Here is an 18722-nt window from a genome sequence, read left to right as displayed (position 1 = left end):
TTAATTTTAATTGATTTACAAATAAGCTTCTTCTTTCCAAAAGTTTCGAACTTTTAGTTCACATTTGTTTAAGCTTTCAATTGTTGATTTTTCAGAAATCGTTTTATTTTTTTTGATATTATTAGGGCTAAGTTTTGGAGGTATTTTTTCTTTTCTTCTTTGGAACTTAAATTCATCTTTTTCTACTGACCTCAGTATCAAATGTGCATTTGTTCCTCCGTCTGCAAAACAATTTAATGCTCCTTTTAGATTTTCTCCTTCCCAAGGTTGTAGTTTTCTGTCTAATTGATACCCTTCCTTTTTAATATCAAAATGTTTCATACTCTCATATCCAGATATAAAAGGAACTTTTGATTTATTCTTTAGCATTAATGTTAACTTAATTAAACCAGCAATTCCCTCTGCACATAAAGGATGTCCAATATTAGGTTTAATAGATCCTAATGAACGGGTAACGGATGAACTTGTGGGGTAAATAGACTTAATAGCTTTGAGTTCTAATAAATCTGTTAATTCTGTTCCAGAGCCATTTGTTTCTATATGAGAAATTTCTTCTTTTTTTATTCTTCCTTTACTCAACGCTTTTTGCATTACAGCTCTTTGCGCTTCAAAGTTGGGAGAAGCATGTCCTGAAGTACGCCCGTCATTATTGATGGCTATTCCAGAAATAACTGCCTCAATTTTATCACCATCCTTAAGAGCATCTTCAAGTCTTTTTATCATAATCATTCCTATGCCTTCTCCTAATATTACTCCATTAGCCCTTTTATCAAAAACATGAAACTCTCCAGTTTCGTTTAAAAGTCCACGCTGTTTAAAAACTTTATGTGCTTCTGGAGTTTGTAAAATAGTAACTCCTCCCACAATAGCTTTATTAACATCTCCACTATTAAGGTCTTTACAAGCAATATCTATAGCAGTAAGAGCAGATGAACATGCCGTATCGACAACCAAAGATGGACCTTGGAAATCAAAGTATTGGGACACATTAGCTGCTAGATAATTTTGTCCAAGTGATAGAATAGGATTTTTTGACTTTGATAATTCATCTTCTTTTGGAATATGTCGGCTTCGAGCACCAATATAAACTCCAGTATTTGATTTTTTTATTTCTTCTTCACTATAACCAGATTGATAAATTAAATGAAGTGTTTCTTCCAAAATTAGCAACGCCTGAGGATCTATTGATACTGCATCTTCTTGAGTAATTAAAAAATGTAATATATCAAACTCTTCTATAGAGCTTAATAATGCCGCATAACCCGCATTTTTTATTCCCCATCTATCATAAGGGATTTTTTTTATCGCCGATTTCCCTTCAGATAGTAAGTTCCAAAATTCTTGAATATTCTTAGAATCAGGAAATCTGCAAGACATTCCAATAATTGCATATTCAGAATTAGCATTACTCTTAGAAGAAATAAACTCCTCTTTTTCCTCAACGATATTTACATTATCTGTATTGGTAGGTTTTTGATTTTCTTTTTCTTGGTTTTTATCAAATTTGTCTTTGTGATTCTCATAAACCCATTGTACTAATTTATTTATATTGGTATATTCATAGAATATAGATGGATCTATCTCAATTTCTAAATATTTATTTACGGATCGCATAAGCTGGGTAAGAATAATAGAGTCTACTCCAAAGTCACTAAAATCCATATCTCTGTCTAATCGATCTTTAGGAATCCTTAATTCTGAACTAAACAAATTCACCAACCATTCTTCAACACTACTTTTCTTGTCGCTTTTATCTTCTGAAAACAATAAATTTTGTTTTTTTTCTGAGACAGAAATTATTGTTGCTTGCCTTTCCCTTGGAATATTCAATAGCAACTCTGGCTTCCAATTCTCTTTTTCAATGATAGCTGGCATTATTACCTGACTTCCTGACAACCTCAATATATTATCTAATAAAAATAACCCTTCCTGATCTGAAAGACTCTTCAATCCTGTGCTCTGATATGCAACTGATTTTACTTCCCCCATTCCTGAATCTTTCCAATTTGGCCATTGAACACTTACAATATCAAAGGAATAATCATGCTGCTCTGCTATTAGATCCAAATTACTATTTGCCATAGCATAATCAATCTGACCAACAGCTAAAGAAGGAATTAAAGCAGAAACTGATGAGAACATGATTACTTTCTCAATCGGTTGATCTGATATGGCTTCTAAAAGTATTCTTGCTCCTTCTACCTTAGGTTGTAAAACTTTTTTAATTGTATTATTTTCCTTTTTAATGAAAGCAGGAGTTTCTAAATCTGCAATACCCGCTGCATGTATTACTATACCAATAGCTCCCAGTGAAGAATTAATATATTTCACCTCTTTTCTGATCGCTTCAGGATCAGAAAGATTTGTCGCATTAACATGAACGGTAATTCCTTTTTGCTCTAGTTTTTTTATTTTACTAATTTTCTCAATCCAATTTGGATCTTCTATTTCATCCCATTCTTTTCTAGGTGGAAATTGCATTTTTCCTGTTAATACAACTTTTTTTACATTATATTTTTCAATCAAATACTTAGCACAAGTAAAACCAATTCCTCTTGTTCCCCCTGTAATCCACACTACCTTATTAGGATCAAAAAAAGGAGTAGCCGAACTAAAAAAAGGAGTCACTTCTTTAATAACTGGAAGATATTTTTTTTCGCTATCTATCTTGATTTCTGTTGTTTTAAAAGTAGAATTTAGTTCTTTTAAAATCCATTTTACTTGTGTCTCTATTTGCATATCCTTATCTACAAATAATAAATATCTAGATTCTACTTTACTATATTCTAATCCTAATGATTTATAAAGAGCCATCAAATTACCTCCATTGGTAATCGATTCACTAAATACTCCTAAAACACTTAATGGTGAATGATTCAATGAAATGATTCGTTGTAAAAATGGAATAATCTCAATTTCTATATTTTTCTTATTTGAAAGTGGCGTTAAATCAATAATTACTTTTATATCAAGAAGCCTACCTTCGCTAATATCTTTAAGTTTTTCTATTTGTATAATCTCACCATTTTCAACCTTTTTATTTATCGTTGCAGCAATTTTATACGTTTCCTGAGTGGTTATAATTAAAACATTAGAGAGCGCATTTTCTGAATTATACGGAATTGTTATGGTCTCTTCTTCCCATTTTTTTTGTACCCATACCGTTTCCATTATATTATCATTAAAAGTACCTCCCTCTTTTTTATTTAAGATATCCAAATTTGGCCAGTATTTTTCCTTTGCAAAAGGATAGGTAGGTAAACTTATTATTACAGCCGATTCATTAAACCGCAAAGAAGCCCAATCTATAGTCCTACCCTCTAACCAATAAGCTATTATTTGCTTAGGGGTATGTGTTTTTTGAAAAGTATCATTTATCTCGTTGTTAGCATGCATTACCTCTCGTTTTACACTTGTTTCATTATACCACAAATCCTCCACGACATTTCCTTCTACAATATCAATTAGTTTATTGATTAAAACAGTTAATGAATTAGCGATAAATCCAACTTTATACTTCATTGCTTCTCGACCAATTTGAAGTGTAAATGCAATATCAGCTAATCTTATTTTTTCTTTTTCTTTTTTAACAAATGCTAAAAGTTCAAATGCTTTTTTTGTTAGTTGTTCTTTAGTTTTTGCAGATATTAAAATTGGATAATCATCTAATTTAGTTAGTACCGATGAAGGTTTTATGTATTCTTGTATGATCATATGAGCATTAGCTCCTCCAGCTCCAAAAGATGATATTGCTGCAATTCTTGGAATCTCAATTATTTCTCCATTGATTTCTTTTGTTGGATTCAGCCAATCCTGTTCATCTTGCTGTACATAAAAAAATGTATCCGAAAAATCAATATTTGGATTCAATATTGCTGAGTGTAGAGATGGGACTAACTTTTTATATTTAAGTTGTAAAATTATTTTAGTCAAACCACTAATTCCTGCTGCGCTTTCGCAATGGCCTATATTTGATTTTACTGAGCCAATAGGGCAAGGTATTGTTCTATCTTGAAATGCACGATTAAGCCCTGCAATTTCTATAGGATCCCCTAATGCTGTACCTGTTCCATGTGCTTCAACATAGCTAATATCGTTTGGTGTTACCCCCGCTTTTTTAATGGCTCTTTTTATTACAGATGCTTGAGCTTGTGGATTAGGTACTGTATAGCCATTTGTTCTACCACCATGATTTATAACAGAACATTTAATAACACCATAAATTTGATCTCCAGCATCTATTGCTTTATCTAATTTTTTAAGCATCACTATACCTACTCCCTCTCCAGGAACATATCCTTCTCCACCAATTCCAAAACTCTCGCACTTCCCTTTTGATGAAACAAAATTACCTTGAGCTAACATTATATACTTATTAGGATGCAGAGATGTATTTACCGCTCCTGCTAATGCTGCCTCACAATCTTCATTCAACAAACTTTTACAAGCCAAATCAATAGCCGTCAAAGCAGAGGAACACATGGTGTCAACTGCCATACTAGGACCATGGAAATCAAAATAATGAGACACACGATTAGCAATTGATGCAGGACTTCCTCCTAGCGCTCTTACTTCTCCTTCTTGAGACAATTGCGCTCCATACAACTGATATTCTTCATACATTACACCTGCAAAAACTCCAATATTAGGACCCGCTTCAAAATCTAAATCCGATTTTAATCGCTCTCTTGTATACCCTGCGTCTTCTAAAGTGGAATAAGCACATTCTAAAAAAAGACGTTCTTGTGGATCCATGTATTCTGCTTCTAATGGAGTGATTCCAAAAAACAAGGGATCAAAACAATCTATATCATCCATAAATCCACCCCATTTACTATACGTTTTTCCTTTTATACCTTTTTGAGGATTATAATATTTAGAATGATTCCATCTATCCTCAGGTATCTCAGAAATACAATCGCGTCCTTGCAATAAATTTTCCCAAAATTGTTCTAAATTTTTAGCCTTAGGATACTTTCCAGATATTCCGATAATTGCAATATCTGATGATAAACTCTTTTCTCTTTCTAAAGGTTCAAAAGCACTATTTTTTTCTGATTGAATCCCAATATCGCTTCCTAAATTGACACTCTTGTTTTCAATTTTTTTATTTTCAATTCCAATCAGAGACCTTGTCTTGTCTGGATGCTTTTCAATAAAGTAATCAACTAGTTCCCAAATTCTTTTATATTCAAAAAACAGAGTTTTTGGAAGCTTTCCATATACACTTTCTAGTTTTCTATTTAGCTCCATAATCATAATTGAATCTATACCATATTTTTCCATTGAAGACTTTTCATCTATTTCTAGTGCTTCTAATTTCAAAATATCTGCCATTAACTCTTTAAAATATAGAATAGTTTCTTGTTTGATATCATTATTTTCATTCTGCATAAACGGTTGTTTGCTAACTATTTGTTCATTATTAATGTTTACTTCTGTTTTTTTAATTTCCTTCTCATCTCCATTAAATACTGGTATTAATATAGATTCTTTACTTTGTATAGCCTTTTCCAATATGGTCATAGCTATATTTGTTTGTAACGCTGGTATACCAAACCTACTTTCTATTAAAGCCTCTATTTTTTCAGAAACTTTAATTCCTCCATCTTTCCAAAGAGGCCAGTTAATCGAAATTGTATTACCGAATTTTAATCCTTCCAAAACTTTTTGATTTCGGTGTTGAGCAAATCTATTCAGGTATGAATTAGCCACAGCATAATCAGCTTGTCCTATATTACCAAATGCCCCAGAAATTGAAGAAAACAAACATAAAAAATCAATTTGTACATGGTCTAAAGCTTTATCTAACATATTGATTCCTGAAACCTTTGGTTTTAGAACATCTATAAATTCTTTTTCAGTTTTGTTTATTAAAAAATTATCTTTGGTAATTCCTGCAGCATGTATTACTCCATTTATTTTTCCACAGGTATTTAGGATGTTATTTATAATTGCTAAAAGAGAATCAAGATTTGCTAAATCATCACTAAAATAAACTACATTATAGCCTTTTTGAATCCAATTATTTAACCAACTAACCCTTTCCTTAGGACGCCTTCCTACTAAAAAAATTGACGCTTGAGGTTCTTGAATCAAAATATTTTCCATTAGTAGTTTGGCTATTTCTCCTGAGCCTCCTGTAATTAGATATCCACCATTTTTTTTCCATACTTTTTGGTTATCCAAAGCTAATTCTGGCAAATTGATTATCTTTTCTTGGAATTGTTTTCCATTTCTATATTCCATTATTTCGACTCCATGCGAACGAACATCAGAGTAATTTATTTGTTCTAATTGAGAAGATTCTTCTAAAATTAAAATTTGAAAATAGTAATCTGGATTTTCCTGATGTACTGTTTTCAGTAATCCGCTTAGACTTAAAATTAAATGTGCTTCCTCTGAAGTTAAAGTGACAATTTGAAAAAGAGTCTCTCCTTCAACATTAACTGCATATTTTTCCTTTAAAATTTGAAAAAGCTCTAAGGCTACTTGAGAAAAATTGGCAGAAAGACATTTGTTAGTAGTAATCTTAAAGGTATCTATCTCGGGATTTTTTTTCTTTACATTGTTCAATATTGACGGACAGTCAATTCCTACTATAACCCTAGATTGAAAGTCTAAAACAGGTTCTTTTATATCCTCTTTTTTCTCTTCAAAAGATATTGTTTTCCAATTTATTTTTTCTTCCGATTTTTCTAATATATATACTCTTAATCCTAGCCATACCATCAATAACTTTTTATTCTCATCAAATACATAAATATTTATTTCTGGAGAAAGCCCTGAAGCATTTTGCGTTTTATAATGAATAGATAGCTCTATTTCTACAACCTCTGGTAAATCAGTATTCCCACTGATTTTCAAAACAGAATAAGGCATAGGAGTTTTATGCTTTTTCGGGTCAAAAATTTGATGCTGATTTAATAAAATTACAGTAGCTTGCAAAATCGGGTCAGCTATACCTGGATGTAGTTTAAAATTATTTTTTGTGTTTTTTAGTTCTTTAGGTAGTTTAATTATTGCCTTTATTTTTTCATCATCAATAAAAACTTCATGAAGACCTTGATGAGTACTCCCGTAATTAAGTCCCGAAGTATTAAAAAAATTATAAATACTATTCTTGTTCCATTTTGGCAGACCTTTGAAGGCTTCTTTGGTACTGGTACTCATATCAAGAGGAAGTTCCAACTTAGAAGAACCAATAAAAATACTCCCTTTACAAAAAATCGTATTTTCTATGTCTTTAAAAACAAATTTTTGGCTACCTCTTACAGTAGTTTCTTCTATTTTTATCCTTAAATCGGTTCCTATTAAATCCTCTGTAATAGGTTTAATCCATATAATTTCTTCTAACTCCACATCTCCCAAATCACCTAACAACCTCAATATCAAATCAACAAATATAACTGCAGGCACACATGCTTTGCCATTTACCTTATGATCTGATATAAAAAAATCTTCTTTTTGAAATATCAGTTTAAACTCATTATCTCCAATAGGTTTCAAAAAAGTTGTGTCTCTCATTGAAACACTTTCATCATTTATAGTTATTGCCTCTTTTATCCAGTATTTTTTTCTCTGAAAAGGATATCCCGGAAGATCAATAATTCTTGGATTTGACTTGTATAAACTTTTCCACTCTATTGTAGCTCCATCTAACCATTTTTTAAGTAATTGATCTAATGAATACTTTATTGGTGCCTCAATATTGAAAATTTCATCGGTAATTAAGGTATAGCTATTTTCATTAAACTCTTTTAACAATTCACCTAAATATTTTATTGTTTCTGGTATTGAGCTAGAAACAAACCCTGTACGAAACTCCATTTGTTCACGCCCTTCTTGCAACGTATAAGCTATATCATAAAGAGAAATTTCTTTATGAGTCTTTAAATAATAGTATAGGTTTTCAATCTTTTTTACCAACTGATCTTTTCCCCTTGCCGAAAGAATAATACACACTGGCTTATAACTCTCTAGTAATTCATTTTTTTCTAAATTATACTCTTCTATGACAGTATGTGCATAAGCTCCTGAAAAACCAAATGAGCTAATACCAGCTCTACGAGGTGTGCCATCTGAAACTTTCCAAAATTCATTTTTTTTATTAATACGCAATGCAGAATTTTGTAACTCAAGCATTGGATTAATATTCTCTAATGCTGGCAAAGCTGGTATTGTTTTATTTTTCATCTGTAGAACAACTTTGATAAGCCCTGCAATTCCTGCTGCTCCTTCTGCGTGTCCAATATTCCCTTTAGCAGACCCAATCGTGCAAAATTCTTCCTCATCTGTGTATTTATAAAATGCTTTTTTTAAAGCTTTTACTTCGATAGGGTCTCCTAATTTTGTTCCTGTTCCATGTGCTTCTATATAAGATATTGTTTGGGGAGAAATTCCTGATGCCTCCCATGCTTTGACAATTACATTTTCTTCTCCCGATATACTTGGAGCTGTAAGTGAAGGTGTATATCCCCCATGTAAAGACGCAGTCCCCTTTACAATTGCATGAATGGTATCTCCATCTTTGAGAGCTTCTTTAAGAGGTTTAATTAATATACTAGCAACACATTCTCCTGGAGTATAACCATCTGCTTTAGCATCAAAAGTATGACATCTACCTGTGGGAGATAATGCTCCAATACTACAAAAATAGCGATAGTGCCATGAAGAAAGTAAGAGATTGACCCCTCCTACAAAAGCCATTTTACATTCATTATTTTTTATTGCTTGGCAAGCTTGATGTAAGGCTACTAATGAAGAAGAGCAAGCTGTATCTACTGATATACTTGGCCCATTAAGGTTATATGTAAAGGAAACTCTATTCGCTAGAACCGTTTGTACATTTCCAGTTCCAACATAGGGATCTACTGGCAAATTCAATTCTGCAATTTTGTCTAAATAATCATGAAAACAAGCACCAACAAAAACACCTGTATTAGTACCTTTAAATTTATTAGCGTAACCCGCATTTTCTGCTGTATGATATATGCTTTGCAAAAGAAGTCTTAATTGTGGATCTATCCATTCTGCTTCTCTCGGAGATATATTAAAAAATTCTGCATCAAATTCTGCTACATTATTAATAAAACTACCCCATTTACTATAAATTTTATCTTTCTCTTGTGATGCTGCAAACCAAGGTCTATAATCCCAATGATCAATAGGTATTTCACTCATCAGATCTGTCTGATTTACCAAATGATTCCAAAATTCCTCTAGGTTTTCAGAATTAGCAAAACGTCCATGCATCCCAATAATTGCTATATCATCTTCGTTAACATCATTGATGGTGTTTTCCTTATAAGATTCTTTAATTTGATTTGAAAACTGCTTTTTTGGTATCGCTTCCTGTTCTAGTCTTTCATGTTTTTCACCTATTAACTTTGAAAATGCATTGAAGTTTTCCTGAAAGAAATATTTTGACAACTCTAAGATGTTGGGATATTCAAATAATAAAGTAGCTTCTAATTTTATTCCTACTTCATTTTCAATAATATTTGTTAAATTAATAAGCTGAGCAGAAGACAACCCAATATCCATAAGGTTATTCTTCTTATTAAATTTTTTGTCTTTTTTGGTTACCTGTTGTAACTTTATTTGTAGGTATTCTTCTATATAATCCGTAGAAAGAGATTGAGACTCTATTGTCTCCAATTTTACTATTTTTGGAATTTCTTCTTTTTCTTCTTTTAAAAATTTAGTAATTTCATTTCCGTGTACTTCATATAGATAGTGACTAAATTTATCGAGGGTATTATATTCAAAAAATAATTGTGAAGACAGCTCGATATTAATCTCGTCAGAAATACTTTTTATTAAACGATCTAGCTCTAATTGTGAAAGAAAATCAAATACATTAATACTCTTTAATGATTCCTGATCTTTCAATTCCAAATCACGTCTTCCTATTTTACTACTTACATAAACTTGGATGCTATCTACTATACCAGGAAGGTGTGCCTTATTTTCGAATAAATCTTTATTACGTAATCGCTTCAATGCACACTTTTTATAGATTGCAGCAACCTCTCCAGATTCTGAAAAAACCTCAGCATCAAAAAGTATTAATTCTTCATTATTTTTTAGTAATCGAACTTTTATCCAACATTCTTTTTTTACAATTCCCTTTTTCACAGTTAAACTGCCAATCCCAAAAGGTAAAAAACCTTCATGGTCTTCATTTAATTTTAATTGTGGTAGGATGGTTAGGAAAATGCTATTAGAAATTAAAGGATGATGTATATATTCTCGGCTTTCTATCTCTGCATCAATTTTAATTTTAGCATAAATGTCTCCTTCATGAACAAATATTTTATCAAAAGTATGGTATGATTCCCCTAATTGTACAAAAGAGGAAGGGTTCTTAAAATAATATTTATGCAAATCTTCATATATTTCCGTTTCTGGAATTGTGATTTTTCCCTCAGTAAAATCGTTAATCTCTTTCCATGTTCCTTTAGCTGTTAATTTCCAATCTTGGTCTGATTCTGATGTATATATTGCTTCTAATTTATTAGCTAGAGGAGTTGATAAAATCTTTACTTTTACTGATTCATTTGGTTCTATAATCACTGGTTCTATAAATGAAATATCCGAAAGATTACAAACATTATTCATTGGATAAATAGAAAACAAATAATCTATCATAATACTAGGGTGAGTTACTCCTAGTAAGACATGTTTCCCAAAAACCTTATGATCTTTAAGATACGACTCGCTATAATCATAAGAAAAATCATCTTCACGATCTTTCCAGAATTTCATATTAGCAATAGCTTCATGTTTAGATATTTCCTTATTCTTAATTTGGTTATATAATTGGGTTTCTGGAATCATGATTTTCATTTAATGGTTCAATAAAAGTTTGAATTCTTCTTCTTTCAATTCACTAGATAAGATTGTTTGGTAAATATTATCCCAATCGTCTTTTTGCTCTTTTTGCCCTTTCTTATCTTTAACCTGAATAGGATAAGAATCTTCATGTTCAAATGCATATGTAGGTAAAGAAATAGGAGGAATTAAAACAGCTGCTTTCTTCAGTTCTTCTGACACAACACCATCCTTAATCCATCTAACTAATAAAGAATCTTGATAGTTGTTTTCTTTTATTTTCATGGATTTAGAATAATAAATTTCATCTTGATTGGAATCGCTAAAATTTTCTAAGAACCACGTTATTTTTTTTATTAAAATAGATTTGCTTTCTGCTTGAATTCCCACTTTAAAAGATAAATCTCTACTAATTTTAATGAGTGTTGCTGATAAAGACGGTAAATCAATATCTTCATTCAACAGGTAGGTTTTTATCTTTTTTAAATAATTCTGTAAACTGTTTTTACTATGTGCAGAAAAAATAAAATAGTTTAAATCTATGTTTTGATTTCCATGACTATTATTTGTTTCTGCTCTATCTAAAATTATATTGGCATAAGAACCTCCAGCCCCAAAAGAATTTATCATACTCATTTTTGAAAGACTATCTGGCCAAACCTCTGTATGATTTTGAATTTTAAATGGTGTTTCTTTTAGAGATATAGCTTTGTTTAAAGGATTAGAATTAATTGAGGGAACTAAAGTATTATGTCTAAATTGTAACAAAACTTTTATTATTTGAGAGATCCCAGAAACTGCTTCTAAATGACCAATATTAGCTTTAACTGCTCCTAGAACAATTTTACTTATTGACTGCTCTTTATTAAAAACTGATTTCAAAGCGGCAATCTCTATTGGGTCGCCTAATTCTGATCCATTTGCGGCACATTCTATATACCCTATATCTGATTTTTTAACTTGCGCTTTTTGTAAACTTTTTTCAATCAACTTTGCTTGCAAGCTCGGGTCGGGTGTTGTATATTTAAGTCTACCTCCTGAATGATTAATTGTTGTACTTTTGATGATTCCATCAATTCGATCATGATCCTCTATCGCTTTTGATAAAGGTTTGAGAAGTATTGCCCCTACTCCTTCTCCGGGTAAATACCCCGTTCCCTCACCAAAACTTTTACTTTTAGTTCCTTTTTCTAAGTAAGAAGCATTTTCTAAAGCAGAAAACTTAGTATGATCTAATGTTAAATTAACCGCACCCACTAATGCCATGCTACTATTGCCTGTCAAAATACTTTCACAAGCGGTATGTATTGCAGAAAAAGCACTAGAACAAGCTGTATTAATTAACAGACTTGGTCCTATAAAATTAAAAAAATGTGAAGTTCTATTTGCAATTTGCCAATTACTCCAGTTAGTAGCCAATCTACCTGTTTCGGATTGAGAATGGCTTCCATATTGATCATACATAGATCCAACAAAAACGCCAATTCCTTGATTTGTTTTGTCTTGAATATCTTTTAATCGCTCTTCATTATAGCCCGCATCTTGAAGGGTTTCCCAAGCAATCTCTAAAAACAATCGTTCTTCTGGAGTTAATTGAACAACATCTTTATTTTCAATTCTAAATAAAGATGCATCGAATTTATCAATGTCATCTATAAAACCGCCATAGTATTGTTTATTTTTTGGAACTTCTCTAAAATCTGACATTAATGATATACAATCCCTCCCTTTTTGTAAATTATCCCAAAAAACTGCTACAGAATCAGATTTTGGAAATCTACCACTAAAACCAATAATAGCAATATCCTCAGGTTCTATTTTTGAATAAAAAGGTTCTTGTTTTACTTTAAAAGCAGCTACTTTTCCTGTCGGATATTTAAATGATGAGAGAGCCTCTCCTTTTATTATTGGTTCTTTTTTTAAAGTTTCTAGATTTATCGGTTTATTGGAATTCATCATGTATTCCGACAACTCTTTTATATTTACATATTCAAAAAGTAATGTTTTTGATAGTTCCCCAAAAGTTTTACTAAGCTCTTTTAGAATATTCATTTGTATTATAGAATCAATTCCCATCTGATCAAATGGGGTTAACTCATTAAGTTCTTCTGATTCTTTTTTAATTACCTTACCAATTACTTTTTTGATAATCGCTGAAACATTAATCGCTTCTATCCCTTCTTTTGGTTGTATTGATACCTTTTTTTCAGCTCCATTAATTATAGCTAAAAATTTATCATGATTTCCTACTGCAACCATTACTTGACTTTCATTTCCTGATAAAACTTCATCTATAATTCCTGTAGCTTTATCAGTTTTAAGAGGGATTAAACCATACCTATTCTGAATTTCATTTTGAATTTCTAGTGGCATTTTCATTCCTCCATCAATCCAATAAGGCCAGTTAATGGCTACTGTTTTTCCAAATCGCTGTTTTTTTTCAACTAATTGATTTCGGTATATTGCAAAATCATCAATAAATCCATTAGCAGCAGCATAAGATGTTTGACCTGTATTCCCAATTACTGAAATAATTGAAGAAAACAACATCATAAAATCTATTTTTTCTTCTTTAAAAACAGTATCTAAATTAATAGTACCCGCTACTTTTGGATGTAGAACTCTTTCGATGGATTCTTCTTTTATATTATAAAATAATTCATCTTGATTTACTCCTGCTGCATGTATAATGCCATTAATTTGACCAAATTTTGAAAGAATGTAGTTTTTCGTTTCAAGCAATTGTTTTGCATCACCTATATCTAATGATTTATACTCTGCTTGCGCTCCTAATTCTATTAAACCTTTTATTTGTTCTTCCTTTATTTCATCATATCTTGATCTACCTATAAATATAATTGTTGGAGAGATGACTTTAGATGCTATTATTTCTCCAAAATGTTTGCCAATCTTACCTGCTCCCCCAGTAATCAAATAAACCCCTCTATCTTTCCAAGGCATCAGTAATTGATTAGTAATTTCCTTCCATTTAAAACCATACATTTTCCCATTATCCAATACAATTTTCTTATTAGATCTATGGAAGCTTTTAGTAAGGTTTTCTATTATCTCTGAATACGTTTCTCTACAATTTTCAATGGCTACAATTTGAAAGGATATGTTTTCATATTCTTGACACAAGCAACTAAATACACCACTAAACACATTGGAATAATTAATTCCTATTTCGTTTTTATAAAGGAAAAAGATTGTTTTTTCTGCTTTACTTCTTATTATTTCTCTAAGTAATGCAACTAAAGATTTAACTACTTTATAGACGTTTTTTATATCAGTTTCTGGTTTAAGTGTAAAAATTGATGTTTCAATCTCATCATTAATTACTAAAGAATTTAACTCTGTCAAAAATTCGTGTTCTCCATATCCTATGATAACTCTACTCTTTATAGTTTGCTTTGTATTTAATTCTAGAAGAACCCTTTTTCCTGGAGCATATAATTTTACTTCTTTACTACTTGTGTGCTCTTGAGATTTAAAAATCATATTATGAAACTCATAACAAATATCTCCTTGTTGGTTTATTATCTCAATTTGTATCTTATCGTCTTGCTTGTATGTATATACATATAGATCTTCCTCCGAGTCTAATAATGACTCATTAATTCTAAATGATTCGATATAAAATGGATAAACTGTTTTAGAGTTTTCTTTTGAAATAAAAAAGGCATACATGGCTATTTGCAAAGCTCCATCAAGAATTTGAATATCAAGCTCTTCTGATTTAGTTTGTCCAGATTTACTCGATTTAAGAATACCTATTGCCTCATTTTCCCTAAGTGAAAGTTTTTTTATAGTTCTAAAGCTGTTTCCATAATGATAGCCTATCTGGTTCATTCTACCATAAATCATGTCTGGAGATACATCTTCTCCATATTGAGATTGTAAAACTTCTATATCTCGTTTATCTTTTTTTGCCTTTTGGCTAAAACTAATCTCTGCCGAACAATATTCTTGATTATTTAGCTTATTTATTATATTACAAACTACCTTATCTTCTTCCTCTACTTTTATTTCTGTATAAATTTGATATAGCTCATTGTTTGTAATCGGGTTTTTCCAAATTAACTCGTTTATTCTGATAGATTTTGTCTTCTCTGGAAAAGATTGATCAATACAATATCTAATCATTTCTAAATAGGCAACTCCGGGAAGAATTGACTTCTCTTCAATTTTGTGTTCTTTAAAGAAAAACTCTTCCCCAGAAAAATTACTCACAAATGCTTGTAAATTATATTGGGAATAATTATCATGTATAAAAGTGTTTCTATTTTTCTCTCCTTTGGTTTGATTATTATTTGATGTAATCCAAAAAAAATTCTTTTCAAATTCATAAAAAGGGAGAGATTCTCTTTTTGGGGTTAAATTTTTAAACATTTTTTCCCAGTTTATACTTGATCCCCTTACATAAAGTTCTGCTAATCCTCCCAACTGATTTTTTTCTAAATCAGAATATTTATTTATTCCATTTAAATAGTTTTCAAACCATTCAATAAATAATGGTTGTGAATTGGTTTGATAATAATCAGTTGAATAATATTCGTTTCCTGATTCTGAAGTACTAGTTTTTTTAACCAATAATTTTTTCAATTCATCTACATTGCTTACTATAAAAGCGGCCCTATGTGGGAGATGTGTTCTTCTCACTAATAAATTATGACTTATTGAGAGCAAATCAACCGTTTCGTAATTATTTAACCATTCTAATAATTTATCTATATTGGAATTCAAAGCCTTGTTAGTATTGCCAGACACACATATAAGATAATTATCACTTGAACTAATTTTAGACTGTATTATACTGGGTATTTGTTCAAGAATTACATGAGCATTTGTTCCTCCAGATCCAAAACTACTAATTCCAGCGATTCGTTTACCATCATTTGGCACTTCCCATTTTCTAATCTGTTGATTAATTATTAGTGGTGAATTTGATAAATTAATATGTGGGTTCAATTCTTTAAAATTAGCTATTGGAGGAATAGATTCTTTTTCAAATGACAACAACACTTTTACTAATCCAGCAAGTCCTGCAGCAGCTTCAAGATGCCCAATATTTGTTTTCACTGAACCAATTAAACAACTATGTAGGCTATTTGTGCTTTTAAATACCTTATTTAAAGCGTTTATTTCTATAGGATCTCCTAATTTGGTTCCTGTTCCATGTGCCTCAACGAAAGTTACATCTTTAGCTTTTATTTTTGCATTTGCTAATGCTTTTTCAATTAAAGCAGATTGCTGATTTGGATTTGGTACCGTAATTCCTCCTGCATATCCTCCATGATTAATTGCAGAACCTTTAATTACAGCATAAGGAATGTCTTGATCTTGCAAGGCTTTTGATAGTGGCTTTATGAATAAAGATATGATTCCTTCTCCTCGAACATATCCAGCAGCATCTTTATCAAATGTTCTACAAAGCCCCTCTTTGTTTAACATTCCTGCTTTATAATATACCTGTGAATTAAAAGGATGTAACATTATATTTACTCCTGAAACGATAGCTTGTTCGCATTCATTGTTTTTTATAGAACTAACAGCCTGATGTAAAGCCACTAATGAACTAGAACAAGCAGTATCTATCTGTATACTAGGCCCTTTTAAATCATAAAAATGAGAAATTCTATTAGCTAAAACTGAAGTAGAAATTCCTACTCCAGCATGAGCAACACTATTTTCATTATCAAAATATTTAGAATAATCTGAACCACTTGCTCCAACAAAAACACCTGTATTGCTACCTCTTAATTGATCATTCGTAATTCCAGCATCTTCTAAACAATGCCAGCAAATTTCTAATAGCTTTCTCTGTTGAGGATCCATAGTTTCTGCTTCAAGAGGACTTATATTAAAAAAGTCAGCATCAAATAATGTAACATCTTCCATGAAACCTCCAAAATTGATTCCTTTATGTTCATTATTTACATCAATGTCTTCACTCCATTTCCATCTATTAAATGGCAATTCTTGAATAACATTTTTCCCTTCTTTAAGAATATTCCAAAATGCCTCTTTAGTTTCGATACCACCTGGAAGTTTAAAGGCTACACCAATAATTGCTATATCCTCTTCACTTTGGTTCTTTTTAAATTCATCATCATTTAAAATAGCAGACTGAGAATCTAATATATTTACTCCTTTAACAAATTTATTTGAAATTTGATCAATGGTGTATAACCCATAAAAGTCGCTTGGATTTACAGATAAATTATGGTTGACGTTTAAAAACTCTGCTAGCTCAAGAAATACAATGGATTCTATTCCTAAAGATCTAAGATCAGATTTTGTAGTAAAAACTTGATTGGAAAACATTTTTGAAAAAAAAGCAATCAATAAACTATCTAATGTTTTTTTATCAATAGTTACATTATCAATCTCCATTGTACTATCATCAATAGTTATAGAAATATCTTTATTTTTCCTCTTTTCAATGTAAAGTTCTTTTTTGACTATAGGGAATACTATTCTTTTAACTGTAAAAATTTTAGCAATTAGTTTATTATCTTTCTTTCTATATAAAGACGATACTAATTTTATTGTGTTAGACTCTTCAATAAAATAATTTTCTAAAACATATAAAAGTTCATCGTTAACATTTGCGTTTCCATAATAATGAATATCTCTAGCTAAGGAATACGCAATTTCTGCCCAATTGAAATCTTCTTTATCTATTCTTTCATAATTTTCTTGAAAATAATATCGCTCACATTTATCACTTATTTTTGGATAAGATGCAAAATATAATAAACCTACTCCATTAATGTCATCATATGGATCTATATCATAAGGCTTCGTAAAACCACATTTCTCTTCTAAATCGAAACAATGTCCAACTGTTTCAAACTGTTTTTTATTATCATTATTGTTTACTTTTGAGAAAAGAGTTCCCTTTAGATTAAAAAAGGCACTCGCAAAATCGGGTAGATCTTGATAAACAATCGTTTTTATATTTTTTACATTAAGAGGTTTTCCTTTCAATAGTTGCTGATTATTTCCTGATTTTCTACTTGAAAAAACAGACATTAAGTTTGCTTTAATTTCCTTATTGTCTCCCAATAATACATCTTCACTAAAAAACATCTTATTACCATATAATGCTAAATCTCCTTTTAATTGAACTTTTTCGTTTTCATTAAAATCATATAAGCATCTTGAATTCAGACTCCATTGCAGTCTAACGAAACTAGCGTATAAACGTTCTCCATTGCTATCTATAATCTCATCAGATTTAGAATCTAGCGCATCTGCAATCATACTCCAATGAACATCACCCAACTCCTTTAATAACCAATTCTCCGACATACCTCCAGATAGCATTTGAGGTATATTTAGCAGATAATCTCTAGTACATGTTATGTTCTTATTACTCATAGCTGTTCAGTGTTACTCAATTTTACTTTATAACAATTCTTTAATTAATATATGGGCATATACAATTATTTTAGTCTTGTTTCTTATCAAGACCAATTAATAAAAACTATGTATTATCTAGTGGGAATGCTACTTTATTTTTAAGCAATAGTAATTCTGAGCATGTTTCAAAAAAAGCGACGAAACACACCAAAACAATACATTATAGTCTTAAAAAAAATAAGACAACAACAGATGATAAAACTGACGTTTGCCAATCTTATCCATTTAAAAAATATTGTAAAAAAAAGTATTTAAGGGGAAAAATGTGAATTCATAAGATTAATGTTTTAGTTTATTTGTTTGTTTGTAATTGCTAATTTATGAAACATAGAACCATAACTAAAGGGAAAATACGTTAAATAAAAGTTAAACAAAAGTTAAATTAACCTAATAGATAATAAAAAAATTTATAAAAATAAACCTCTCATGATTATGACAAAAAAAATAGATAACTTTTT

Annotated in this window: 2 protein-coding genes; both read right to left on the bottom strand. The window is 30.6% G+C overall.

What is annotated here, in order from left to right; translation table 11 throughout:
- Positions 1 to 15: 15 nt before the first annotated feature.
- Positions 16 to 10842 (bottom strand): SDR family NAD(P)-dependent oxidoreductase, encoded by a 10827-nt coding sequence (locus tag ACZ49Z_RS09775; RefSeq protein ID WP_464307982.1) that lies wholly within the window; start codon positions 10840 to 10842, stop codon positions 16 to 18.
- Between the two features lie 9 nt (positions 10843 to 10851).
- Entirely contained in the window at positions 10852 to 18222 is a 7371-nt protein-coding gene (locus ACZ49Z_RS09770) for an SDR family NAD(P)-dependent oxidoreductase (protein WP_464307981.1), read from the bottom strand.
- Between the last annotated feature and the right edge of the window lie 500 nt (positions 18223 to 18722).

The organism is Flavobacterium sp. KY-23415, from assembly GCF_055384985.1.
This window is presented reverse-complemented; position numbering and strand designations above follow the sequence as displayed.

What these genes read in the sequence shown, in the direction of transcription:
- ACZ49Z_RS09775 (WP_464307982.1), bottom strand. Translation starts at nt 10,842, where the DNA reads ATGATTCCAGAAACCCAATTATATAACCAAATTAAGAATAAGGAAATA.
- ACZ49Z_RS09770 (WP_464307981.1), bottom strand. Translation starts at nt 18,222, where the DNA reads ATGAGTAATAAGAACATAACATGTACTAGAGATTATCTGCTAAATATA.